The sequence below is a fragment of the Halomonas sp. LS-001 genome, from assembly GCF_052983955.1.
Genome location: NZ_CM129816.1, coordinates 1,364,758 through 1,390,046 on the forward strand (window position 1 = coordinate 1,364,758; position 25,289 = coordinate 1,390,046).

The following is a 25,289-nucleotide window of genomic DNA, read 5'->3' on the forward strand; positions in this document are numbered from 1 at the left end:
TTCCTGTTTTTGGCTTCAAAAGGCGTCAAAGGCAGCTTTGACCCATTCAAAGGATAGATCGGGCGGCGTACCTGTTGCGGCAAGGATATCAAATCGGCAGGGGCAGGACAGCGCATGACGCGCCAGGTAGATACTCGCGGCATGTATCAGGCGGCGCTTTTTTACACTTGTTACCGTTTCCAGTGGGTGTCCATAGCGAGTGCTTTCGCGATGTTTTACTTCGACGAAGACGAGTGTGTCTCCATCCATCATCACGAGGTCAATCTCTCCACCTTTGGCAAACTGGTTACGTCCGAGAAGAATAAGCCCCTCTTGCTGTAACCAGTTTGCTGCGCGCTGCTCAATGGCAGCGCCTCGCGCCCGTGCTGTTTGGGGATTACGACTCGTCATCAATCGGGAAGTCTGGTACGAGAATCGGGCTTGGAATTCCGTTCTGGAACTTTGCCCATGGCAACTCGCGATAAATCCGACCATCGCTATTCAGACTCAATTCGCCAGTCGCACCTGCAATTCGCCCGCTTTCAATAAAGTGGCTGATGCCTGAAGCAATTTCATAGGCATCGACGCCCATCGCCATTAAACGAAACATGGACTTATCGCCCTCATCCCTCAGTGTGCGATACGAGTCATAGTGGGGGAGGACTTCTTCACCGCCCACCGCAGCATCCGGAATTTGCCATGGAATATCGACAAACATCACGTCGTCCAGATCCTGATTAAGACGTGGCTGAAGCAGGCCCTCATGAAGGTGGGAGGTGGCATACACAGGAAGCTCGGTCGCATAGTAGTAATCAAGCGTTGGCGGAACCTGACGTGCATACTCGGGTAGGGCTAATAGAAAAAGCGCATCAATGCCGTCGAGTTGCGCGCGATCACCACGGACATTGAGGGCTGACTTTATAGCGTTTGATACGGGGTCGGCGGGTGCATAACTGATGGCATTGGTAACTTCACCGCCTGCATCGCTCCATGAATTCCAGAAGGCTTCGCCGACGCGACGTCCCCAGTCGTTATCAGGTACCATTACCGCCATCTTGCGGTGCCCATCCGCCCAGGCACGCTTGGCAACCTGACGTGCTTCATCTTCTGCTGACAGGCCAAATTGAAGTAGCTGTTGTGCCTGGTTGCGTTCACTTTCGCCGTAATTCAGTGCAAGGGTGGGGAGAGGAACGCTTTCCTGGACTTCCATTGCGGTCACTTCCTGCTTGCTTAACGGACCGATGACAAACTCTACTCCCTGTTGGCGGGCTTGAGTGTAGAGAGCGTTCATGGATGAGCTGCTGGTATCGAAAAAGCTCAGCTGAATGGCGTTACCCTGAAGATTGTGATGGGTTTGGATGGCGTCACTGATGGTGGTGGCAATGTTGCCAAGCGCGCCTGACTTGGGTAGAAAAACGCCAATATGCTGTACATTGCCGATGTCCGACAAGCCAAAGCGTTCAGCGTTGAACTGATTGGATGAGCCAAGCGCCCAGCGCTTGCGCTCCTGTAACGTTTGAAGTTGCTCCGCTGGCATGCCGGGTTCAGCGTCCAGAATAGCGGTTGCGCGAAGCACTTCATCAGGCCGGTTGGCCGCCTGTGCCATTTCCGAATAGAGCAGCGCCCAGCGAATCCGGTCCTGCATTGGAAGCAGCATTTCATCAATGCCACCAGCGGTTTCGAAGGCTAAGGTCTGTTGGCCCTGTCGAGCGAAGATAAAAGCGGCTTCAAGGCGAGTTCTCACGGCCTGTTCCGGCACTTGTTGTTCTGCTTGGCTGAGTAGGTACTCAGCATTCGGTGGTGTGCGATCAACGACGCTGGGCGATTGCTGTTGGCCAGCACAGCCCGCCAGCAAAAGTGCCGTCAGCAAAATAGTAAGTAAGCCACGATATAACGGTTTCATGTATCCTTCCTTAGTGTTCAATAGCGCTGCCGCTTCGCTGGTTGTGCGTAAAGATATTGTTCATAAACACATCGCACGTAAGCGCGTGGTTCGTAAAAGCTGGCTCGTAAAAGCCTAGCTCGTAAAAATATCGTACATAACTATTGGTACAGAATAAGCTGCGACGCAAGGTATTAACATGATGCATATCCCATGCATCACATGCTGCCACCAACAAATCCGTTTTTAACGTCATTATGCCGTTACTTAAGTCTGGTCAGGAGTGATGATGACAAACGCGAAGCTGAACCTAGCATCTCAAGGTGCATTGTACGTGGTTGCAACACCAATTGGGAATTTGGAAGATCTTTCTTTGCGAGCCGCCAGGATACTAGGGAGTGTTTCACTGGTTGCTGCAGAAGACACGCGTCACACGAGTCGGTTATTAACGCATCTGGGCGTCAATGTTCCGATGCTTTCTTTGCATGATCACAATGAAAAACAGCGTGTTGATCAGCTGGATGCCTGTTTGCAGGCAGGGCAGAGTATTGCGTTAGTCAGTGATGCCGGTACGCCGTTAATCAGCGACCCGGGGTATGTCGTTGTGCGTGAATTGCGTGACAGAGGGCGCACTATAGTGCCTGTTCCCGGTGCGTCGGCATTGATTGCTGCCCTTAGTGCTGCCGGTGTTGCCACAGATCGCTTTACCTTTGCTGGTTTCCTCCCGGCCAAGCCAAAAGCGCGCCTCAAAGCGCTGGAGGACATCAAGGGGCGAGAAGAAACACTGGTATTTTATGAATCTCCGCACCGTATCGTGCATACGCTGACTGCGATTGCGCAGGTGCTTGAAGACAGGCCGGTGGTACTCGCTCGGGAATTGACCAAAACGTTTGAAACTTTCTTGTCGGGCTCGGCAAGGGCGTTGTTGGCTGAAATGCAAGATGACCCCAATCAGGCTCGAGGTGAATTTGTCATCATGATTGAAGGTGCGCCGGAAAGTGAGCCGCAGACAGCGCTGGCGTTTTCCTCAGATGCGCTGCTGGATGCATTGCTGAATGAAGGCGTTGGTGTCAAGCAGGGGGCGGCTGTTGCGGCGCGTTTGCTCGGTGGGCGCAAGCAAAACTGGTACGCAAAATTGCAAGCAATGAAAAGCGATGATTGAGGCAGGAAGGGGGCGCTGGTATGCTTGCTTCCGGAGTTGGCCAGACAGTCGCCGCTGTGCCTTGCGCACAGGGGAGGAAAGTCCGGGCTCCATAGGGCAGAGTGCCAGGTAACGCCTGGGCGGCGTGAGCCGACGGAAAGTGCAGCAGAGAGTAGACCGCCTATGCCTTTCGAGGCAGGTAAGGGTGAAAGGGTGCGGTAAGAGCGCACCGCGCGCCTGGCAACAGTGCGTGGCAAGGTAAACCCCACTCGGAGCAAGACCAAATAGGGACCCAATGGCGTGGCCCGCGCTGGGTCCGGGTAGGTTGCTTGAGCGCTGTGGTGACGCAGTGCCTAGAGGAATGGCTGTCTTAGACAGAACCCGGCTTATCGGCCGACTCCCCCTCTTTTATCGATACATATTATTATGTAAACAATGTTTGCACGCGTAACGCCTGTTCCTGTTGGCTGGTATCGTGTCCACTTTATACGTGAGAGTTAGATGTCATCATCCGAAGCGCCAAGTGCCGCTGATTCGTTTCGCCATCACAGTGTTCTGTTACATGGTGCCGTTGATGCTTTAGTGCAGAATGCTAATGGCGTTTATCTGGATGGCACCTTTGGTCGTGGAGGGCATTCACGTTTGATTCTGGAACGTTTGAGCCAAACAGGACGCCTTATGGCGTTAGATCGTGACCCTCAGGCAATTGCGGCAGGTCAGGCAATATCGGATGCTCGGTTTACTCTGATTCAGCGAGATTTTGCCCGTTTAGGTGAGGTGGCCAGAGAGCAGGGGGTTCACGGCCAGCTTTCTGGCATTCTGCTGGATATTGGCGTTTCATCGCCGCAGCTAGATGACCCCTCGCGTGGTTTCAGTTTTATGCGAGATGGCCCTTTGGATATGCGCATGGACCCCAGTCAGGGAGAAAGTGCCGCAGGATTTCTGGCACGTGCCAGCGAAGCGGAAATTGCTCGGGTTTTCAAAACCTACGGGGAAGAACGATTCGCCAAGCGACTTGCCCGTGCTGTTGTAACTCGTCGTTCAATCGAGCCTTTTACCCATACGCTGGATTTGGCGGAGGTTTTGAAGACGGCTCATCCTGCCTGGGAGAAAGGGCGTCATCCCGCCACCAAGGCTTTCCAGGGTCTGCGGATTTTTATCAACGGTGAGCTTGAACAGCTGGATGCGGCGCTGGAAGAATCTCTCGAAGCCCTGGCGCCTGGCGGACACCTCGTCGTGATCAGCTTTCATTCGTTGGAAGATAGACGCGTCAAACGCTTTATTCGCCACCATGTCCGAGGGGATACGCACATACCCCGTGGTGTGCCCATTCGTGATGATCAGCTCAATCGCCGTCTGGAAGCTGTTGGTAAGAGTCAACGGTCTAGCCCGGAAGAAGTCGCAGAAAACCCACGCGCCCGCAGTGCTGTGATGCGAGTCGCCAGAAAACGAGCATAAACATGGAGAACGTTGGCTTTAGGCAATGGATTATGTCGATGCGCGCTGAATGGCCGTTTCGATTGCGTTTGGGTGTCTGGCCTGTCCTGATCGTGTTGCTTTTCCTGGCTTGCCTGGCCACTGGGCTGGCTGCTGTCGTTACAACCCACCAGACCCGAGTACAGTTTGCTGAGTGGCAGCGACTGGACCAGGAAAAGAATCAGCTTAGTACTGAATGGGGGCAGCTCCTTTTGGAAGAGAGCACCTGGTCATCACCTGTTCGAATCGAAAGCATTGCGGCAGAGCGTTTGAATATGCGCATTCCCGATGTGCATGATGTTGAGGTAATCAAGCCGTGAGTCAGCAGCGCAAGAAGCTCTCTTCACGTGCCGCACCTGATGTGCCGGCACTCCGCGGTGGCCGATTTTTTCTGGTTGTCGTTGCCATAATACTGGTTGCCTGTGTGCTTATCGGACGCGTCGCGCTCTTGCAGGTGGTCGACCGCCCTTTTTTGCAAAGCCAGGGTGACGCGCGCACGCTTCGTCACGAAGCCATCCCCGCTCACCGGGGAATGATTACCGACCGAAATGGCGAGCCGTTGGCGATTTCGACACCGGTTGTCACCTTGTGGGCCAATCCTCAGGAATTACCGGAAGATGCCATTCAGCGCATCGTGCTTGCCCGTGAGCTAGGCATGGAGCTGGATGCTTTCGAGGCGCGCATAGCGCGATTCAGTGAGCATGAATTCATGTATCTGCGCCGCCACATGACGCCCGATGATGCGCAGCGCGTGCTTAACCTACGCACCCCTGGAGTTTATTCCCAGCAAGAGTATAAACGCTACTATCCTGCCGGCGAGGTGGCTGCGCAGATAATCGGTGTTACCAACGTGGACGACCAGGGCCAGGAAGGGCTGGAGCTTGCCTATCAGCCATATCTGTCCGGGCATCTTGGTCAGCGGCGCATTATCAAGGATCGCCGCGGCCGTCTGGTCAGGGAGCTTGGCGTTGTCAAGGAAGCTCAGCCTGGCGGTGAGTTGGTTCTCTCGATTGACCAACGTCTGCAATATATGGCGTATCGAGAATTACGCAGTGCAGTGTTAGAAAACGAAGCCGATGGCGGCGTTGCGTTGATGATGGATGCGCAAACCGGTGAAGTGCTGGCGATGGCGAACTATCCGTCCTATAACCCTAATAACCGTGCAGGCCTTGATCCTCGCGGGCTGCGCAATCAGGCCATTGTCGATGTGTTCGAACCGGGTTCGGTGGTGAAACCGTTGGCCATGGCGGCGATACTGGAAAGTCGACAGTTCTCAGCGGATAAGGTGGTTGATACGTCACCCGGCTGGATGCGTATTGACCAATATACCATTCGTGATATCGGTAATTACGGCAAGCTCGACTTTTCCGGCATTCTCACCAAGTCATCCAATATCGGTATGTCCAAGCTGGCATTACAAATGTCTGATACCGCCATCTGGGATAAGTACAACCAGCTGGGTCTTGGGCAGGCGCCAGGAACGGGATTTCCCGGTGAATCAGGTGGCAGCTTGCCCGCCCCGGTGCAGTGGTCAAGAAGCGAACGGGCCGCTCTGTCTTATGGGTATGGTCTATCTGTTTCACCCTTACAGTTGGCAAGCGCTTATACGGCCATTGCCAACGGCGGTGTGAGAATGCCGCCATCCTTGTTGCGATTGGCAGAAGCTCCTCAGGGAATTCCTTCGATTTCACCCGATGTGGCCGATGAACTTCTGGTGCTGCTGGAAACATCGGTAGGCGCCGACACTGGGGGTAGGCGCGCCCGTGTGGAAGGTTATCGTGTGGCCGGTAAAACAGGTACCGTCCGTAAGACGGGGGCTACTGGCTACTCGCAAACGGCTTACCGCAGTGTTTTTGCAGGCATTGCGCCGGCTTCAGACCCAAGAATCGTGACCGTCATCATGGTTGATCATCCCAAAGCCGGTGATATCTACGGTGGTGCTGTTGCCGCGCCGGTTTTTTCGAGTATTACCGGGAACGCATTGCGTCTTCTCGATGTGCCGCCCGATGATGAGTCGCTATAAACAGGAGAAGGTATGTTAATACGCTCTCGCGATATGGTTCAGGCGTTGCAGCAGGTATGGCCTGCATCGGCGCTGCCGGACGTGTTATCCGGCTTACCCGATGAGGTGCGCCTGATAACGGATTCGCGCTTGGTTCGACCAGGTGATGTTTTTGTCGCGGTTCCCGGTAGCCAGATGGATGGGCGTGATTTCATTGAGGTGGCGCTGGAAGCCGGTGCTGTGCTGGTGCTGAGTCATACACGAAGTAGCGATGTTGTGCTGGAAGGGGCAGTTCTCATGCTTCCGCACCTTTCTCTACGCTTGGGTGAGCTGGGTCGAGCGCTGTTCGCGGTGCCTGATGGGCTGGATGTTATTGCGGTAACTGGAACGAACGGTAAAAGCTCCGTTACACATTATATAGCGAATTTAAGCGATGCACTGGGGACGCCAGCGGGCGTTGTGGGGACGCTCGGGGTTGGGCGCAGTGGCGTGTTGGTCGATAGCGGCTTGACCACTCCAGGCCCCCTGGCGTTGCAGGAAACACTTGGAGCGTTGGCGGGCCAGGGTGTTAAACGGATTGCTTTGGAAGCCTCTTCTCATGCACTGGACCAGAATCGGCTGGATGCAGTGGATGTCAAGGTTGGCGTGTTCACTAATCTTAGTCGTGATCATCTTGATTATCATGGCAGCATGGCTGCCTATGCCGCCGCTAAAGCAAAACTGTTTCGGCGCGCGGAATTAGAATTGGTGGTTGTCAATGGAGACGACCCGCTCGCCCGGCTGATGCTTTCCGGTTGCCGCAGTGAAGCACGCGTGCTGGCCACCGGCCAGGATGATGCTGTCACCTTTAAGGTGCTGGAGTGGCACCCTCATGCAGAAGGGCAGCAGGCGATTATTGCCACGCCTGAGGCTGAAAAGGTGCTGGATCTTCAGTTAATGGGGCGCTTCAATCTTGATAATATCCTCCTTGCGATGGCGACGCTTTACGGACTGGGTGAGTCGATTGATGCTTTAGTGGAAGCCGCGAAATCAGTCAAGCCAGTGCCCGGGCGAATGGAGCTGTATCGCCGTTCTGGCACCCCTGGTGTTGTCGTTGACTACGCTCATACGCCCGATGCCTTGTATAAAGCGTTGGAAGCGTTGCGTGCTCATTTAGGCACTCAAGCTAAACTGTGGTGCGTCTTTGGCTGTGGTGGTGACCGGGATACCGGTAAACGCGAAGAAATGGCGAAAATGGCTGAGGTGTATGCGGATATCGCCGTGGTAACTGACGATAACCCACGTCATGAATCGGCTGATGGGATTCGTCAGGCGATTCTGGCAGGTTTCAGCGCGGCCGCCATTGACGGAAATCGCGTCCTGGAAATTGCCGAGCGCCGTAAGGCAATCGCCTACGCCGTCACTCACGCAGGACCCGACGACGTGGTTCTTGTGGCCGGTAAAGGACACGAGGCGTATCAGGAAATCAAGGGAGTACGCCATCCTTACCTGGATAGTGATGAAGTGCTTCAAGCCTTTGCTCAGCGAGAAAGTACATGATGTCTTTGACACTAGGTGAGGTCGCTTCAGCGACAGGGGGGAGCTGCAACGCCCACTTGGCAGACCAGCCGGTGAGTTGTGTGGTGACAGACTCGCGTCATATAGTGCCGGGTTGCCTTTTTGTTGCGCTCAAAGGAGAGCGCTTTGATGGGCATGCTTTTTTAGGTGAAGCGTTTGAACAGGGCGCTGCTGCGGTACTGGTGTCGGAGGCTGACAACAGCGTGTCAGGGCCTCAGGTGCTATGTGCTGATACACGTCTGGGGCTGGGTTTTCTGGCGCGTTTTTGGCGTGAAAAATGGCAAGGTGGGCCGCTGGTGGCAATTACCGGCAACAGCGGAAAGACAACGGTCAAGGAAATCACGGCAACGCTTCTTCAGGGGTTAGGCCCGGTACATGCCACCCGCGGCAACCTGAATAATGATTATGGTGCGCCCTTGACGCTTCTTGGGTTGAATGACCAGCATCAGGCGGCGGTGGTTGAGCTGGGTGCCAATCATATTGGTGAAATTGCCTGGACGACACTGCTGGCTAAGCCGCAGGTGGCGGTTATTACCAATGTGACCGGTGCTCATGTGGGGGAGTTCGGCGGCATGGGGATGATTGCGCAGGCAAAAGGCGAAATCCTTACAGGGTTACCGGAAGATGGGTTGGCGGTACTCAATCATGATGACCGTTACTTTGCTTTCTGGCAGCAGTGTGCTGCCCCGCGTCGAATGATAAGTTTTGGCTTTGCGACTGACGCTGATGTCACTGCCACTTCACTGGTCTGTGATGCCCAGGGGCGTTACACCTTTGAACTTTGCTGGCAAAAGCGAGTCTTGGGTAGGGTTGCTCTTTCGCTGGTTGGGCGCCATAACGTGCTGAACGCAATGGCTTCTGCGGCGGTCGCCTTGGGGTTGGGCGTGGCAGAAGATGACGTGGTTGCCAGGCTTAGTACCCTGCAATCGTTGCCTGGGCGTCTGAACGTCATGCCATGCCTGCGGGGTGGCCATTTATTGGATGACTCCTATAATGCCAATCCTGGGGCGGTCAAGGCAGCTCTGGATACACTGATGAGCTTCTCGGGCCCACGTTGGTGTGCGCTTGGTGCCATGGGGGAATTGGGTGATGAATCAACGGCACTGCACACTGAGGTGGGTGATTATGCAGCCAAATTAGGTATAGACAGATTAGTGACACTGGGGGAGGCAGCGCGAGCTGCCAGTCAGGCGTTTGGGAACGGCAAGCATTTTGATGACTATGCGTCTTTGCAAGCATATCTCATTGAACACTTGCCCCCGAATGCCAGTTTGTTGATCAAAGGCTCTCGTAGCGCAGGCATGGAACGGCTTGTTGCTGCCCTGCGTACAGATAAAAAATAAGGTAACCGCCGCCCATGCTATTTCATTTGGCGAATTTTCTCAGTCAGTTTCAAAGCGCATTTCAGGTGTTCAACTATCTGACGTTGCGCGTCATCTTTGCCGCATTAACGGCGCTATTACTTTGCTTGTGGCTAGGGCCCTGGGTGATTCGTCGCCTAGTTGAAGGGCAAATAGGCCAGGCCATCCGTGACGATGGCCCGCAATCGCACCTTTCCAAGGCCGGTACGCCGACCATGGGTGGCGCGATGATTTTAATTGCAATAGCCGTCAGTACGCTGTTGTGGGGAGACCTGACCAATCTTTATGTCTGGATCGTGCTGGGCGTTACGCTTGGTTTCGGGGCAGTTGGTTGGGTCGATGACTACCGCAAGGTGGTCGAGAAGAATCCTCGCGGCCTGCCTGCACGTTGGAAGTATTTCTGGCAATCCGTTGTTGGGTTGGGCGCTGCCTGTATCCTTTACTGGACAGCAAGCACCCCAGTGGAAACCGGCCTGCTAATTCCCATGTTTAAGGAATTTGTTCTACCTTTGGGTGTTTTCTACATCGTGCTGACGTATTTTGTCATTGTCGGCAGTTCCAACGCCGTGAATTTGACGGATGGGCTTGATGGGTTGGCGATAATGCCCACCGTGCTGGTAGCAATGGGGTTGTCTGTTTTTGCCTATGCCAGTGGCAATAGCGTATTCGCTAATTATCTGCATATTCCTTTTATCCTGGGTACCGGTGAGCTGGCCGTTTTCTGTGCCACCATTGCTGGCGCCGGTCTCGGCTTCCTGTGGTTCAACACCTACCCTGCCCAGGTTTTTATGGGAGATGTCGGTGCCTTGGCCCTCGGTGCGGCTCTCGGGGTGGTCGCTGTCATAGTGCGCCAGGAAATTGTTCTCTTTATCATGGGAGGCATCTTTGTACTGGAAACGGTGTCGGTCATTCTTCAGGTTGGCTCCTATAAGCTGACCGGACGACGCATCTTCCGTATGGCGCCGCTTCATCACCACTATGAGTTGAAAGGATGGCCTGAGCCACGGGTGATCGTGCGCTTCTGGATTATTACCGTCGTCCTTGTGCTGTTGGGTCTGGCGACCCTGAAAATCCGCTAGGAGACCGGTATGCTGCGTATTCCTAAAGGAACCACCCTGGTGGTAGGGCTTGGGGTTTCAGGTCAGGCGATTTGCCGTCATTTAGACCGCCAAGGCGTTCCTTTTGTGATTGCGGATACCCGCGAACAGCCACCAGGTCTTGACGCTATTCAACGTCTTTATCCAGGCGTAGATGTCCATTGCGGACCACTGACTGCGCTTGATCTGAGTGATGCAGAAGAAGTGGTTCTCAGCCCAGGCGTTTACCCGCGTACGCCAGGCCTTGAGCCACTGCATGATGTATATAACCCGGAAACGGGCGAGCCTCGTATCGTCGGGGAAATTACACTTTTTACCCGTGCGGCCAAGGCGCCGATCGTTGCGATTACAGGTTCCAATGCAAAATCCACGGTGACCACGCTGGTGGGAGAGATGGCCGAGGCTTCGGCGGTTAAGGCCGCCGTTGGCGGGAATCTGGGAACGGCTGCGCTGGACCTGCTGGTTGAATCGCCAGAGGCAGATCTTTATATCCTCGAGCTTTCCAGCTTTCAGCTTGAAACAACACCGTCGCTGGGTGCCTGGTGCGGTGCCTTTCTCAACCTCAGCGAAGACCACCTGGATCGCCATGATGGAATGGACGCCTATGCGGCCGCCAAACGGCGTATCTTTATTAATGCGTCCAATGCCGTTGTTAACGGCGATGAAGCGTCGACCTGGCCTGAAGCGACATCCACTCCGCCCCGCGTCAGCCGCTTTATCCGCCGTTCACCCAAAGGTGATGAATGGGGGCTGGTTGAGCAGGATGGTGATATCGTTCTGATGCATGGCAGCGATCCATGGGTCAAGGCGAGTGAGCTGACAATGACCGGAGAGCATAATCTGCTGAATGCTTTAGCGGCATTAGCCATTGGCAATTTGTGTGGGCTGACCCGTGAAGGAATGCTGAAAGCCTTGCGTCGCTTTAAAGGGCTCAGGCATCGAAGCGAGCGAGTGGCCAGCTTCAATGATGTCCTTTGGGTCAACGATTCAAAAGGCACGAATGTGGGGGCAACGCTAGCGGCTATCCAGGGAATTGGTCCGTTGCTTCAGGGCAAGCTGGTGCTGCTTGCTGGTGGTGTCGGAAAAGGTGCCGATTTTTCCCCGCTTGCCGAGCCGTTGGCTCGCTATGCCCGCCAGGTGCTTGTGTATGGTAGAGATGCCAAACTGCTTGACGATGCTTTGAACAGGTATGTTGAAACCCAACGTTTTGACGATTTGCCAAGTGCCATGCAAGCCGCCTCCGATCTGGCCCGTTCAGGTGACTGTGTGCTTCTGTCTCCGGCTTGTGCAAGCCTGGACCAATTTACGGATTACCAACATCGTGGTGATGTTTTTTGTCGATGGATTGAAGACAAGATGTCCCAGGCCGGAGGGTCACAATGAAGCAAACGCTTAAGCGCTTACACGGTGAAATGACAACACGTAATCTGCCTTGTGATGTCTGGTTGATCATCACGGCTCTGACGTTGGCCGCTATCGGGTGGGTGATGGTTAGCTCTGCTTCCATTGGATTGCTGGATGACAGTTACCACTATCTCCGCCAGCATGGAATTTTTCTGGTTATCGCTATATGTGCCGCTCTGGTTGTCGTTAGTCTGCCGATGGAAGTCTGGCGTCAGAATGCCGGTTTGCTGATGATCATCAGTATCGCCTTGCTGATGCTGGTATTGGTGATTGGCCAGACAGTCAACGGCAGCACTCGTTGGATTGCGTTACCCGGACCTCTACCCAGTATCCAGGTCTCCGAGTTCGGTAAACTGGGCCTGATCATTTATATGTCGGCTTTTATGACACGCTTTGTTGATGAGCTTCGTCAAAAGCCGTTCAGCGTGTTTCGTCCACTGATGATCCTGGCCGTTCCCGGCTTTTTTCTTCTGCTGGCACCTGATTTTGGGGGTGCCGTCGTCTATACCGTTTGTGTCATTGGCATGGTGGTGATGGCAGGGGCCTCGCTGATTCTGATTTTTCTGATTGGCAGTGTGCTCGTTGTTGGCTTTGTGTTGCTGGTCATTATGGAGCCTTACCGCCTTGCTCGCTGGACGAGTTTCCTTGACCCCTGGGCGGATCAGTTCGCCACCGGTTACCAGTTGACGCAGGCGCTTATTGCCTTTGGACGCGGCCATGTGACGGGCACTGGCCTCGGAAACAGCGTTCAGAAACTACATTACCTGCCTGAAGCGCATACAGACTTTATTTTTGCTGTTCTGGCGGAAGAGATGGGCATGATTGGCGCGATCAGCCTGATCATTCTATTTACGGTTTTTATTCTGCGTGCCTTGTTGATAGCACGTCGCGCCGAGCTCGCGGGGCATCTTTTCGGCGCTTATGTTTGTTACGGTATCGCCTTTGTCATTGCTGCTCAGGCCTTTATCAATATGGCGGTGAGTTCGGGTTTGTTGCCGACAAAAGGCTTAACGCTACCCTTGATCAGTTATGGAGGGTCAAGTCTTTTAGTGACTGCCGTAATGATTGGCCTTTTGCTGCGTGTTGACGTAGAAACACGCCAGCGCGCTAAACGAGTGCCGTTGGCCGGTCTGGCCCGTCGTAAACCGCAGCTTTCATAACGTCTAAATGATAAGGAGTAGTTTTTAATGACGGCACGTCGACGCGTATTGATTATGGCAGGTGGAACCGGGGGGCATGTCATCCCCGCCCTGTCTCTTGCCAATGCGCTGCGCCAACAGGAAGTAGACGTGGAATGGCTGGGAAGCCCGCGCGGTATCGAAAACCAGCTTGTGCCTGATGCAGGTATTGCCCTGCACCAGCTTGAGATCAGTGGATTGCGCGGTAATGGGTTAGCAGGTTGGCTCAAGGCGCCCATCAATATTTTTCGGGCTGTCAATCAGGCGCGACGCATTATTCGTGATTTTGACCCTCAGGTTGTGGTGGGGTTAGGCGGGTTTGCGAGTGGGCCGGGAGGGATTGCTGCCTGGCTGTGTCGCAAACCTCTGGTGATTCACGAACAGAATGCGGTGGCGGGGTTGACCAATCGTGTCCTGTCGTATCTGGCGAAGAAAACCTACGCGGCCTTCCCTCAGGCCTTTGGTGGTCGGGCCGAGGTGATCGGAAACCCTGTTCGTGATGAAATCGCCGCCCTTGGCGAGCATCCACGCCAGGCTGATGCAATGCATGGCAGGCCGTTGAGACTGTTAGTGGTTGGCGGCTCTCTGGGGGCGGTGGCGCTTAACGAGCGTCTAGCGCCGGCGCTGGCTGATCTGGAAGGCGCCAGGCGTCCGAACGTCTGGCACCAGGCAGGTAAAAATCGTGAGGCGGCGACGCAGGAAATTTATGTGGCCCATAACGTTAACGCCAACGTATGCGCATTTATCGACGATATGGCAGCCGCTTACGAATGGGCTGATCTAGTGGTGTGTCGCTCGGGTGCATTGACGGTTGCTGAGCTGGCCGCTGCTGCCAAGCCTGCTTTGTTTGTGCCTTTTCCACATGCGGTTGACGACCATCAACGTATCAATGCGCAGGTGCTGGTCAACGAATCAGCCGCCATTTGTGTTGTACAGTCTGAATTGACCCGTGAGCGACTCGTGAAAGAATTAAATGATCTGTTATCCCCCGATGTATTGGCAGCCAAGGCCGCAAATGCGCGTCGAGCGGCGCATCTGGAGGCGACAGAGCAGCTGATGCAAGGCTGTTTGATGCTTGCTGACAAGGAGCATGGACGTGACTGAAGAAACCTTATCTGAAACTTCCGTACCCCGTGGTGTGACGGGTCCGGGAATGCGGCGTATTAAACGAATTCATTTTGTGGGTATCGGCGGTGCCGGGATGTGCGGTATCGCGGAGGTGCTGGCAAATCAGGGCTATCAGGTGAGTGGTAGTGATCTGAAAGTGTCGCCAGTAGTTGAGCGTTTGCGCCGGTGTGGCGTCTCAGTGGCGATTGGCCACGCTGAAACGCATGTTGCAGGTGCCGATGTCGTGGTGGTTTCGAGTGCTATTGATGCCACCAATCCCGAAATCAACTGGGCTCATGAGCATCGTGTGCCGGTTGTCAGACGGGCTGAAATGCTGGCGGAATTAATGCGTTTTCGTCATGGCATCGCCGTGGCAGGCACCCACGGTAAAACCACGACAACCAGTATTGCCGCCACGTTGCTGGCGGAAGGTGGGCTTGACCCGACCTTTGTTATCGGCGGGAAGCTGACCAGTGCGGGAACCAATGCGCGATTGGGCGAAGGCGATTACCTGGTGGCTGAAGCCGATGAATCAGATGCTTCTTTTTTGCATCTGCAGCCGATGGTTTCGATTGTGACCAATATAGATGCGGATCACATGGCCACTTATGGCGGTGATTTCGAACGCCTGAAAAGCACATTTATCGAATTCCTGCATAATCTGCCGTTTTACGGGTTGGCAGTACTGTGTCTTGATGACAGTCATGTCAGAGAGCTGCTTGATCAGGTCAAACGCCAGTTTGTGACCTATGGTTTTGCGCCGGACGCCGATTATCGTATTACTGATTTTGCTCAGCATGAAGGCGAGGTCACCTTTACCGCAATACGGCCGGGTGACGCGGCACCTTTACCCGTGCGTCTGGCGATGCCGGGTAAGCACAACGCGCTTAATGCCATGGCCGCTATTGTGGTAGCGACGGACGCCGGCGTGAGTGATGAGGCGATTCTTCGCGGATTGGCAGGGTTTGCCGGTGTTGGGCGGCGTTTCCAGGTGCATGGTCATTTCGAACTGCCTGGAAAGAAAGGTGATGTCATGCTGGTAGACGATTATGGCCATCATCCACGCGAAGTCGACATGGTGATCCAGGCAGTGCGAGCCGGCTGGCCGGGCCGTCGTCTGGTGATGCTTTATCAGCCGCATCGTTATACGCGTACGCGTGACCTCTATGAAGATTTTGTCCGCGTTCTGTCACAGGTTGACACCCTGGTGCTGCTGGATGTGTACAGTGCCGGGGAAAACGTCATCCCTGGGGCGGAAGGCCGTTCACTGGCTGGCTCAATTCGTCAGCGTGGCGATATTGATCCGTTATTTGCAGAAGGGAAGCATGAATTGCCGGGTATTCTGCACAATGTATTACGCCCCGGCGATATATTGATCACCCAGGGAGCGGGGGATATAGGTGGTATTTCCCAGTCGCTTGCCCAGGCACAATTGAAGCTAGATGAGGTGTCATTGTGAGCGATAGCCAAAACACACCGACAGGCAATGTCGTCGTCGTTTATGGTGGTACATCCGCAGAGCGGGAAGTCTCACTGAAAAGTGGCCAGGCCGTATTGGCTGCTCTGCTGCGTCAAGGTGTTCAGGCCGTTGGCTATGACCCGTATGATTCCGGTTTGACCGGTCTTGAGCAGCTAGCCCCAGAGTGTGTGTTTATCGCTTTACACGGCCGAGGTGGCGAGGATGGAACGCTTCAGGGAGCGTTGGAGCTTCTAGATATTCGTTATACCGGTAGCGGGGTGTTGGCGTCAGCATTGGGGATGGATAAGCAGCGCACAAAACACGTATGGCAGGCGCTTGAGCTGCCGACGCCTGAGAGCGTCATTCTCAATGCACATATTGATTGGCAAGGCGTGGTAGCACAGCTTGGGTTGCCACTTATTGTCAAGCCGGTGCACGAAGGTTCCACGCTGGGGATCACCATTGTGCATTCACAGGAAGAGCTGGTCTTGGCTTACCATGAGGCGGCACGTTTTGATGCCCAGGTGATGGCGGAGCGTTTCGTTGTGGGTGAAGAATATACGGTTGCACTACTTGGCGATCAGGTGCTGCCCGCTATTCGTGTTGAAGTCCCAGGTGGATTTTACGATTACGAAGCAAAATACATTTCCAATACCACGCAGTACCATCTTCCTTGCGGGCTTTCAGAGCAGGACGAGCAAGCGCTTGCCGTGCTATGCCAGCAAGCATTTGCTGCCATTGGCGGTAGTGGATGGGGGCGAGTGGATGTCATGCGCGATGCAAATGGACAGTTCTGGTTGCTTGAAGTCAACACAGTACCGGGCATGACCGATCATAGTCTTGTGCCTCAGGCAGCTGCCCATGCGGGCATTGAGTTTGATGCGCTAGTGCTTGAAATTCTTGCAACGGCTGATCCGCAGGACGATCATGCAGCGGCGTAGCGCCTGGGTGGGGTTTATCCTGTTACTCCTGCTTCTGGGCGCTGGTGGGCGCGCGCTGTGGTTGTGGCTTGACCGGCCGATTGAACGTGTTTCTATTCGGGGGGAGTGGGATTATGTCAATGCAGACTACCTTCGCACACAGCTCTCTCCTCTGGTGAAAAATGCCACTTGGCTATCCGTCGATCTGACCGATTTACGTGAAGGTGTTCTTGATATCGGCTGGTTGTATGAAGCACGCATTTCTAGAGAATGGCCGAATACGTTGGTGTTTGAGCTGGTTGAACAAGAGCCGGTTGCTCGCTGGAACGACACCTATCTGTTGAATGATGAGGCGGTTCCTTTTGCTTTTTCGCCAATGGAAGCGCCTGAAGGGCTGCCTGATCTGGCTGGACCTGAAGGCAGTAGCGAAGAAGTATTGGGTTACTATCAACAGTTACTGCCACAGTTTGCTGACCTTGAATTGGCACTTAGGCAATTGAGGCTCGAACCACGTGGTGCGTGGCGCCTGCAGTTCAATGACGATATGTGGGTAATGTTGGGGCGCCGCCAGCAGGATATGCGTATCGCTCGCCTGATGTCATCCTGGACGCGCGGCTTATACCGCTTTAGAGGCGACATACGCTATATTGATTTGCGCTATCCAAATGGTGTCGCTGTTTCATGGCACGGCGAAGAAGGGTTTGATGCACTGTCTGAGTAAATGCTGTGAAAGCAAGTGTTGTGGAAGCCTCATGCCGGTCTTTGCGCGCATATAAAATTTGATACGTATGAGCACCTTGTGTGCATTCGGGTGAAAAGAAGCGAGTCAACGCTTTAAATTGCACGCAGGGGGACGTATTGTAAGAATCGAATAAGAAAAATATAAAAAAAACAGTTTCTTTACTATAGTTTTCTTGTATTGGGCTATTAGTCTTATATTATGGTTGCATAATTGATGTCTGCTGCTTGAAAAACAGACGTCAGATTCGTACAAAAGGCAAAGTTATTTAAACGAAGCGTAACGTCATGTATTGAACCGTTCTATACGTGACGCGCCAGGTAATATATTGCGACAAGGCTGTGTGCTTTCAGATGTTTGGTATCAGCGAGCCAGTCATCAATTTTTCGTTAATTTAGCGTTTGCCTGTTAAGTTCATTCATTCAGTCGCTACCAAGGAGATATCCCGACTCATGGCAGGTACACCTAACGCATCAGATATGGTGGTCGGGTTAGACATAGGTACGTCCAAAGTAGTAGCGATCGTGGGCCAACCTACCGACGACGGCAGTATCGAAATTGTCGGTATTGGCACACACCCTTCACGTGGCATGAAGCGCGGGGTGGTGATCAATATCGAGTCAACCGTTCAGTCCATTCAGCGGGCGGTTGAAGAAGCTGAACTTATGGCTGGGTGCGAAATTCACTCAGTGTACGTTGGTGTGGCAGGTAGCCACATCAGCTCCATGAATTCCGACGGCGTCGTCGCCATTAAAGAACGTGAAGTCACATCATCTGATATTGATCGGGTGATTGATTCGGCGCGTGCCAGGGCGATTTCAGAAGGTCAGCGGGTGCTTCATGTGTTGCCCCAAGAATTCGCTATTGATAATCAGGGCGGCATTCGTGAACCTCTGGGAATGTCCGGTGTCAGGTTAGAGGCTCAAGTGCATCTGGTGACGGCGGCACTCAACGCGGTCCAGAATATCGAAAAATGTGTGCGCCGGTGTGGTCTTGAGGTAGATGCCATTATTCTTGAGCAGCTTGCTTCAAGTATGTCGGTGCTTACCGAAGACGAAAGAGAGCTGGGTGTTTGCATGGTTGATATCGGTGGGGGAACAACCGATATGGCCATCTTTACAGAAGGCGCGATTCGCCACACCGCTGTGATTCCCATCGCGGGAGATCAGGTCACGAATGACATTGCGATGGCGTTACGGACACCGACGCAACATGCAGAAGAAATCAAGGTCAAATATGCGTGTGCCCTGACGCAGCTGGCGTCAAGCGACGAAATGATCAAGGTGCCAAGCGTTGGTGATCGTCCGGCGCGTGATCTTTCTCGCCAGTCACTTGCAGAAGTGGTTGAGCCGCGCTATGAAGAGCTATTTACACTTGTGCGCGATGAGCTTCGCCGCAGTGGTTATGAAGATATGGTTGCCGCCGGCATTGTGCTGACAGGCGGCACTTCACGTATGGAAGGGGTTAGCGAGCTTGCCGAAGAGATTTTTCATATGCCGGTAAGAATTGCTTCTCCGCAGAACGTGAAAGGGTTATCTGATGTTGTGCGCAACCCGATTTATGCAACGGGCGTTGGCCTGTTGCACTATGCTTTGCAACAGGCGCGTCATGGTCAACGCCATGAAGGCGCAAGCGGGGGCATCCCGAGCGTGCGGCGCCAGGAAGGTGCGCGGCATGAGCTGAAGATTGATGTCTCGCCGTTGACAAAATTCAAGGGCTGGTTTAAAGGAAATTTCTGACAGGACCGTAAATACGGTTCAGGAGACGGGGCTTATGTTCGAATTGGTAGATAGCGCACCCTCGAGCAGTGCGGTTATAAAAGTTGTTGGTGTTGGCGGCGGCGGCGGCAATGCAGTAAACCACATGGTGGAAAGCAGCATTGAAGGCGTCGAATTCATTTGCGCCAATACGGACGCTCAGGCACTGAAACGCGTCTCCGCTAAAACTGTCTTGCAGTTAGGCAGTGAAATCACCAAGGGCTTAGGGGCGGGCGCCAATCCAGACGTAGGGCGCCAGGCCGCCATGGAAGACCGTGAGCGCATTGCTGAGCTGCTCGACGGTGCTGACATGGTGTTCATCACTGCCGGCATGGGAGGCGGGACAGGCACTGGAGGTGCACCTGTCGTCGCCCAGGTCGCTAAAGAGTTGGGGATTCTGACGGTTGCTGTCGTGACCCGCCCGTTTCCGTTTGAAGGACCTAAGCGAATGCGAGCTGCGGAAGAGGGCATGAAAGAGCTCTCCGAGCACGTTGATTCGCTGATTACCATTCCTAACGAAAAACTGCTCTCCGTTCTAGGCAAAAACGCCACTCTGCTGACGGCTTTCAGTGCTGCCAACGATGTGCTTCTGGGGGCTGTTCAGGGGATTGCTGAGCTTATCACTAGCCCAGGCATTATTAACGTTGACTTTGCTGACGTACGCACTGTGATGTCTGAAATGGGCATGGCGATGATGGGTACGGGTGGCGCGACGGGTGAGAATCGTGCCAGAGAAGCGGCTGAAAAAGCCATTCGCAGCCCGTTACTTGAAGATATTGATCTGCACGGTGCACGGGGCATCCTGGTCAATATTACCGCCGGTCCTGATCTTTCTATTGGTGAGTTCAATGATGTAGGTGCAACGGTTCAGGAATTTGCTTCTCAGGAAGCGACGATCGTGGTCGGTACGTCTATTGATATGGAAATGACCGATGAGCTGAGAGTCACGGTGGTAGCGGCTGGGCTGGATAATAGCAAGGCGAAAGTGACACCTGCTCGCGAACCGGTACGGCGGACAGCCGCTGACGCGTCGGATTATCGTAAACTGCAGCAACCCACCGTCATGCGTCAGCAGCAGGCGGCCAGAGCCGAAGCACCGGAAGTGGCGGCGAAGCCACGTTCAGAAAAACGCCGTTCACCAGAAGCCGATGATTATTTGGATATTCCCGCTTTTCTGAGGCGTCAAGCTGACTGATGACTTCTTGACCCAGGTATGCCAGCAATCGGGTTTACCTGGGAGAAAGAAGCTTGTTCAACAGATTATGCGGAGGCAGCAAGCAAGAGTTTCTATTGGTTGAAACGTTTGTTTGCTGCTAACATGAACACTGTTCGATAACTATTGTCCGAGCAATGTCGTTCATTATCCAATACCTTTCATTACCAGAGTATGACTACTGCCCATGATCAAACAACGCACCCTGCAAAACGTCATTCGTGCTACTGGAGTGGGGTTACACTCTGGTAAAAAAGTCAATATGGCGCTGCGTCCTGCTCCCGTTAACACGGGTATTGTGTTTGTCAGAACCGATCTTGACCCTGTTGTTGAAGTTTCTGCCCGCGCTGACCTGGTGGAAGATACGACGCTGTGTACGGCACTTTCCTGTAATGGTGTGAAGGTGGCAACGGTTGAGCATCTGATGTCGGCACTGGCTGGGTTAGGTATCGACAACGCCTATGTGGATGTTAATGCGCCAGAAGTGCCGATTATGGACGGCAGCGCGAGCCCTTTTGTCTTTCTGATTCAGTCTGCAGGCATTATGGAGCAGTCTGCGGCGAAGAAGTTTATTCGCATCAAGCGACCGATTTCTGTTATTGAAGAAGGTAAAGAAGCGCACTTTCTCCCTCATCAGGGGTTTAAGGTGTCGTTTTCCATCGACTTTGATCATCCTGTGTTTGAACAGCAAAACCAGACAGCGCGCATCGATTTTTCTACCACTTCCTTCGTAAAAGAGGTATCACGGGCGCGGACCTTTGGCTTTATGCGTGATATCGAATTTTTGCGTTCGAATAATCTGGCGCTTGGTGGAAGCCTCGATAATGCCATTGTGGTAGACGACTACCGGATTGTTAATGAAGGTGGTTTGCGTTACGACGATGAGTTCGTCAAGCATAAAGTGCTGGATGCCATTGGCGATCTGTATCAACTGGGATATAGCCTGATCGGTGAGTTTCGCGGAGTGAAATCAGGGCATGCCCTGAATAACCGCCTGTGCCGAGAGCTGCTGGCTCAGCCGGATGCCTACGAGATTATCACCTTTGAAGAAGCGTCGTCTGTGGCACCGATTTCTTATTCAGCCCCGGCGATGGCATAACGCAAGCTTAAACCGCCATGCTACTTTTTTAAAAGCCTGGTTCCCAAGTCTCTGGCCTTTATACGCCTGATAATTGAACGTATTATAGATACACGTATTTTAGTTTAGGTACGAGTATTTTGGACAAAAGCATCGCTACGGCGGTGCTTTTAGCGTTTTCTGGTATGCGATGCCAGTCGGCTTAATGCACGTTTGAGAGCCGGGTCATCCGTTTCTTCCGCACAAGCCTTCAATGTGTTGGCTGCTTCATAGGAGAGTTCGCGGGTGTTGCGTTCAGGAACCTTTACTGGATTCACAGGACGTACCTTGAAAGTCAGTGCTGTCACGCTTTCAAATCCGGGAAGCTGGTGAAGAAGTGTCAGTAGGCGCTGCTGTTCGAAACGCAGCCATGTCACCCAGCTGGCCTGACTGCTGATAATGGTCAGTTTGCCTTCCCGAAAACCACCAACAAACACATGGGTGCGCATCTCTTCAGGCAGGTGGGCTCTAAGGTGGTGTTGCGCCTGATCAATTAATCGTGACTGGCGAATTAGCAGGCTGGCACCGCTGCGTTGCTCCAGGAGTTTTCCGATGGGCTGTGCTCGAGAACGCTTAACCTTTATACTCATGCGCTTAGCTCTTCAGCGAACCCGCAAGTGGGCGTTAGGGGAGATGAAATTATTCTACTGTTAATCGGTAAAGCCTAACACGCTCAGGAGTTTAGCCACAGCATGTCTTTATTGCCATCACCCCGACCCTTGCCTGTGCGACGTTTGCGTCGTCACGGGGTCGCGCGTTGGTGGTTGGCTGGCTTTATTGTAGGTTGTCTCTTACCTGCCACCCTGTATCCGGTTGACGTTGTTCGTAATAGTGAGCGTAGTGCTTACGTTGCCTTTTTTATGCCTGCAGTGCTACGGGCACGGTCGCGACATATTGCCTGGGCAAAGAGGGCTTATCAGCGTTGGTTGGGCAATACTCAGCCTGTTCGCTCCACTCTGCAATCGTGCGTTTTTTGGTCTGGCGCGCAGGTTTTGTCGCTAGTGGCTGCTCAAGATGTTTTCACGCGGCGTGGCCCACCATGCATGAATGTGTGAAAAATCAATCCTGGTAACCTCATTTTTATTAGGCTCCTTGAGCTAAGTTAAGCCAATTGGACTGTTCATGATTAACAACTTATTGCGCAAAGTCGTCGGTTCAAAAAACGACCGTGAAGTAAAACGCATGCATAAAAGCGTTCACCATATCAACGCATTGGAAGCCGAGCTTGATGGTCTGAGCGATGCCGATCTGCAGGAGAGAACAGCGCAGTTGCGTCAGCGCCTGAACGATGGTGAGCCGTTGGACAGCTTGCTTCCCGCGGCGTTTGCGATGGTGCGTGAATCCAGTAAACGCGTAATGGGAATGCGTCACTTCGATGTACAGATGGTCGGTGGCATGACGCTGCACCGCGGCCGGATTGCTGAAATGAAAACCGGTGAAGGTAAAACACTGGTAGCTACTCTGGCGGTTTATCTCAATGCGTTGCCTGCCAAGGGCGTGCATGTGGTGACGGTCAACGATTATCTGGCCCGCCGTGACGCAGAATGGATGCGTCCGCTGTATGAATATCTGGGCCTCTCGGTTGGGGTGATTTTTTCTGGCCAGACCAGTGCAGAAAAACGCCATGCCTACCAGTGTGATATCACCTACGGTACCAATAACGAATTTGGCTTTGATTATCTGCGCGATAACATGGCTTTTTCCCTCGACGATAAAGTCCAGCGCGGGTTGCATTACGCGATTGTGGATGAAGTCGATTCGATCCTGATTGATGAGGCGCGGACACCGCTGATTATTTCCGGTGCGGTTGATGAAAACACTGACCTTTATGGCGTAGTTAACCTCCTGGCTCAAGCGCTTGAAGCCGGTGAGGAAAGTGAAGACGAAGACGCCCCCGTAACAGGCGACTTCCTGTTGGACGAAAAGCAGAAACAGGTGGAACTCACTGAGCAGGGCCACAACAAGGTTGAAGAGTTGATGCGCTCGGAGGGGCTGTTAGGCGAAGATGAGTCTCTATATGCGGCTCAGAACCTCAATCTGCTTCAGCACATGCATTCTGCGCTAAGGGCCAGGCACCTCTACCACCGTGATGTGGACTACATCTTGAGTGAAGGCCAGGTGGTCATTGTTGATGAGCACACGGGGCGCTCCATGCCTGGTCGTCGCTGGTCAGAAGGTCTTCACCAGGCGGTTGAAGCAAAAGAAGGCGTGACCGTTCAGCGTGAAAGCCAGACATTGGCCTCAACAACCTTCCAGAACTATTTCCGTCTTTACGAAAAGCTGGCAGGGATGACAGGGACGGCGGATACTGAAGCGTTTGAATTCCGTCAGATTTACGGCCTGGATGTGGTGGTGATTCCTACCAACCGTCCACTGGTGCGTAAAGACCAGAATGACTTGGTTTTTCTGAGCGCAGAAGAGAAATATGAAGCCATTATCAAGGATGTCAAAGCAGAAACCGAAGCAGGGCGCCCGGTGTTGGTGGGTACTGCCTCCATTGAAACCTCGGAATACCTTGCCGGCTTGATGCGTGAAGCGAAGCTGGATTTCAATGTGCTCAACGCCAAGCAACACCAGAGCGAAGCTGAAATCATTTCCCAGGCCGGTCGACCCGGGGCGATTACGATTGCCACCAACATGGCCGGTCGTGGTACCGATATCATGCTGGGGGGTAACTGGGAAGCTGAAGCGGCCAAGCTTGAGAACCCCACTCAGGACCAGGTTGATGCGCTGAAGGCGGAGTGGCAAAAACGCCATGATGCGGTGCTGGATGCCGGTGGTTTGCACGTTGTCGGTTCTGAACGTCACGAATCACGCCGCATTGATAACCAGCTGCGCGGGCGTGCTGGCCGGCAGGGCGACCCAGGCTCTACGCGCTTCTTCCTGTCTCTGGAAGACAGCCTGATGCGTCTGTTCGGGTCTGACCGTGTCAAGCGTCTGATGCAGGCGCTCGGGCTTGAGCATGGTGAAGCCATTGAGCATAAAATGGTCTCCAATGCGGTCGAGCGGGCTCAGAAGAAGGTCGAAGGGCGCAACTTTGATATCCGCAAGCAGCTGCTTGAGTATGACGATGTCGCCAATGACCAGCGCCGCGTTATTTATGAACAGCGCAACGAAATTCTGGCCGCTGAGGAAGTCTCCGATGCTGTCGCGGGGATCCGCGAAGAAGTCATGGACGAAGCCGTCAGTCAGTTCGTGCCGCCGCAAAGCCTATCTGAGCAGTGGGATCTTCCCGGGCTTGAAGCGCATCTCAAGACAGAATTCAACCTGGATGCGCCGGTCGTTGATTGGGCCAAGGAAGATCAGCGTTTCAGCGAAGAAAAGCTGCGTGAACGTCTGCAGACGATGCACCGTGAGGCTTATGTTGCCAAGGTGGAAGCCGCCGGTGAGACGCTGATTCAGCGATTTGAAAAGCAGGTTATGCTTCAGGTGTTGGACACCCGGTGGAAAGAGCACCTGCAGTCCATGGATCATTTGCGTCGTGGTATTCACTTGCGCGGTTATGCGCAAAAGAATCCCAAGCAGGAATACAAACGCGAATCGTTTGAGCTTTTCCAGAATCTTTTGACCAATATCAAGGCAGATGTCACCCGAATCCTGAGTCACGTTCAGGTACGTCAACCGGAAGAAGTCGATGCGCTGGAGCAAAAGCGTCGTGACGCTCTGGCACGAGAGCAGGCAACGGCAGCAAGCCGTCATGATGACGTTGATAATGCCGAGAATGAAGAAAGCAGTGATGCTGCTGGGGTGGCGCCAGGGGCTGACGGTCGTCCGGTGCGTCGTGAAGGGCCGAAGGTCGGGCGTAATGACCCTTGCCCGTGTGGTTCTGGTAAGAAATACAAACAGTGCTGCGGAAAACTCGATTGATCACTATTGAGCCCATGACAGGCGGAGGAAAGA

General features: G+C 53.6%; 20 protein-coding genes and 1 other RNA gene. 18 read left to right on the forward strand and 3 right to left on the reverse strand.

The window, feature by feature from the left end; translation table 11 throughout:
• Window positions 1–15 precede the first annotated feature (15 nt).
• Both ACU6TU_RS06080 and ACU6TU_RS06085 read right to left on the reverse strand, forming a co-directional pair.
• Window positions 16–390, reverse strand: coding sequence for a YraN family protein (locus tag ACU6TU_RS06080; protein ID WP_447143670.1), 375 nt, complete (start codon window positions 388–390; stop codon window positions 16–18).
• The gene (locus tag ACU6TU_RS06085) at window positions 377–1,882 is read right to left on the reverse strand and encodes a penicillin-binding protein activator (protein WP_447143671.1); all 1,506 of its coding nucleotides are present in this window, start codon (window positions 1,880–1,882) and stop codon (window positions 377–379) included. Before ACU6TU_RS06085 ends, ACU6TU_RS06080 begins: the two co-directional genes overlap by 14 nt.
• A 268-nt stretch (window positions 1,883–2,150) precedes the next feature.
• Here ACU6TU_RS06085 and rsmI point away from each other — a divergent pair, with 268 nt between their 5' ends.
• From rsmI to lpxC, 17 genes are all read left to right on the forward strand, one after another.
• On the forward strand, window positions 2,151–3,023 hold the full coding sequence (gene rsmI, locus ACU6TU_RS06090; RefSeq protein ID WP_447143672.1) for a 16S rRNA (cytidine(1402)-2'-O)-methyltransferase: 873 nt from the start codon (window positions 2,151–2,153) through the stop codon (window positions 3,021–3,023).
• Window positions 3,024–3,055: 32 nt separating this feature from the next.
• An RNA gene (rnpB, locus tag ACU6TU_RS06095) (RNase P RNA component class A) lies at window positions 3,056–3,407 on the forward strand.
• 96 nt (window positions 3,408–3,503) lie between these two features.
• Entirely contained in the window at window positions 3,504–4,460 is a 957-nt protein-coding gene (gene rsmH / locus ACU6TU_RS06100; RefSeq protein ID WP_447143673.1) for a 16S rRNA (cytosine(1402)-N(4))-methyltransferase RsmH, read from the forward strand.
• 32 nt (window positions 4,461–4,492) lie between these two features.
• Entirely contained in the window at window positions 4,493–4,798 is a 306-nt protein-coding gene (gene ftsL / locus ACU6TU_RS06105) for a cell division protein FtsL (protein ID WP_447143674.1), read from the forward strand.
• The gene (locus tag ACU6TU_RS06110) at window positions 4,795–6,501 is read left to right on the forward strand and encodes a peptidoglycan D,D-transpeptidase FtsI family protein (protein ID WP_447143675.1); all 1,707 of its coding nucleotides are present in this window, start codon (window positions 4,795–4,797) and stop codon (window positions 6,499–6,501) included. The genes ftsL and ACU6TU_RS06110 overlap by 4 nt, the downstream gene beginning before the upstream one ends.
• A gap of 12 nt (window positions 6,502–6,513) precedes the next feature.
• Window positions 6,514–8,019 (forward strand): UDP-N-acetylmuramoyl-L-alanyl-D-glutamate--2,6-diaminopimelate ligase, encoded by a 1,506-nt coding sequence (locus tag ACU6TU_RS06115; RefSeq protein ID WP_447143676.1) that lies wholly within the window; start codon window positions 6,514–6,516, stop codon window positions 8,017–8,019.
• Window positions 8,019–9,380, forward strand: a complete 1,362-nt coding sequence (locus ACU6TU_RS06120) for a UDP-N-acetylmuramoyl-tripeptide--D-alanyl-D-alanine ligase (protein WP_447144194.1) — start codon at window positions 8,019–8,021, stop codon at window positions 9,378–9,380. The genes ACU6TU_RS06115 and ACU6TU_RS06120 overlap by 1 nt, the downstream gene beginning before the upstream one ends.
• Window positions 9,381–9,394: 14 nt before the next feature.
• Window positions 9,395–10,477, forward strand: a complete 1,083-nt coding sequence (mraY, locus tag ACU6TU_RS06125) for a phospho-N-acetylmuramoyl-pentapeptide-transferase (RefSeq protein WP_447143677.1) — start codon at window positions 9,395–9,397, stop codon at window positions 10,475–10,477.
• 9 nt (window positions 10,478–10,486) lie between these two features.
• On the forward strand, window positions 10,487–11,878 hold the full coding sequence (murD, locus tag ACU6TU_RS06130) for a UDP-N-acetylmuramoyl-L-alanine--D-glutamate ligase (RefSeq protein WP_447143678.1): 1,392 nt from the start codon (window positions 10,487–10,489) through the stop codon (window positions 11,876–11,878).
• The gene (ftsW, locus tag ACU6TU_RS06135) at window positions 11,875–13,059 is read left to right on the forward strand and encodes a putative lipid II flippase FtsW (RefSeq protein WP_447143679.1); all 1,185 of its coding nucleotides are present in this window, start codon (window positions 11,875–11,877) and stop codon (window positions 13,057–13,059) included. Before murD ends, ftsW begins: the two co-directional genes overlap by 4 nt.
• 27 nt (window positions 13,060–13,086) lie before the next feature.
• Window positions 13,087–14,181 carry an undecaprenyldiphospho-muramoylpentapeptide beta-N-acetylglucosaminyltransferase gene (gene murG / locus ACU6TU_RS06140; protein WP_447143680.1) on the forward strand — a complete coding sequence of 365 codons (1,095 nt, stop codon included), beginning with the start codon at window positions 13,087–13,089 and terminating at the stop codon, window positions 14,179–14,181.
• Window positions 14,182–14,230: 49 nt separating this feature from the next.
• A complete protein-coding gene (gene murC, locus ACU6TU_RS06145) occupies window positions 14,231–15,643 on the forward strand; it encodes a UDP-N-acetylmuramate--L-alanine ligase (RefSeq protein WP_447144195.1) in 1,413 nt (470 codons plus the stop codon).
• Window positions 15,640–16,584, forward strand: coding sequence for a D-alanine--D-alanine ligase (locus ACU6TU_RS06150; protein ID WP_447143681.1), 945 nt, complete (start codon window positions 15,640–15,642; stop codon window positions 16,582–16,584). The genes murC and ACU6TU_RS06150 overlap by 4 nt, the downstream gene beginning before the upstream one ends.
• Window positions 16,571–17,284 (forward strand): cell division protein FtsQ/DivIB, encoded by a 714-nt coding sequence (locus ACU6TU_RS06155; protein ID WP_447143682.1) that lies wholly within the window; start codon window positions 16,571–16,573, stop codon window positions 17,282–17,284. Before ACU6TU_RS06150 ends, ACU6TU_RS06155 begins: the two co-directional genes overlap by 14 nt.
• Window positions 17,285–17,754: 470 nt before the next feature.
• The gene (gene ftsA, locus ACU6TU_RS06160) at window positions 17,755–19,041 is read left to right on the forward strand and encodes a cell division protein FtsA (RefSeq protein ID WP_447143683.1); all 1,287 of its coding nucleotides are present in this window, start codon (window positions 17,755–17,757) and stop codon (window positions 19,039–19,041) included.
• A gap of 34 nt (window positions 19,042–19,075) precedes the next feature.
• A complete protein-coding gene (ftsZ, locus tag ACU6TU_RS06165) occupies window positions 19,076–20,254 on the forward strand; it encodes a cell division protein FtsZ (RefSeq protein WP_447143684.1) in 1,179 nt (392 codons plus the stop codon).
• A 205-nt stretch (window positions 20,255–20,459) separates the two neighbouring features.
• Window positions 20,460–21,371, forward strand: coding sequence for a UDP-3-O-acyl-N-acetylglucosamine deacetylase (gene lpxC, locus ACU6TU_RS06170; RefSeq protein ID WP_447143685.1), 912 nt, complete (start codon window positions 20,460–20,462; stop codon window positions 21,369–21,371).
• Window positions 21,372–21,520: 149 nt separating this feature from the next.
• Here the strand turns inward: lpxC and ACU6TU_RS06175 are convergent, their stop codons facing one another.
• Entirely contained in the window at window positions 21,521–21,979 is a 459-nt protein-coding gene (locus tag ACU6TU_RS06175; RefSeq protein ID WP_447143686.1) for a DUF721 domain-containing protein, read from the reverse strand.
• 532 nt (window positions 21,980–22,511) lie between these two features.
• On the opposite strand from ACU6TU_RS06175, the gene secA reads away from it, so the two are divergent.
• Window positions 22,512–25,256 (forward strand): preprotein translocase subunit SecA, encoded by a 2,745-nt coding sequence (secA, locus tag ACU6TU_RS06180; RefSeq protein ID WP_447143687.1) that lies wholly within the window; start codon window positions 22,512–22,514, stop codon window positions 25,254–25,256.
• The last annotated feature ends 33 nt before the right edge of the window (window positions 25,257–25,289 follow it).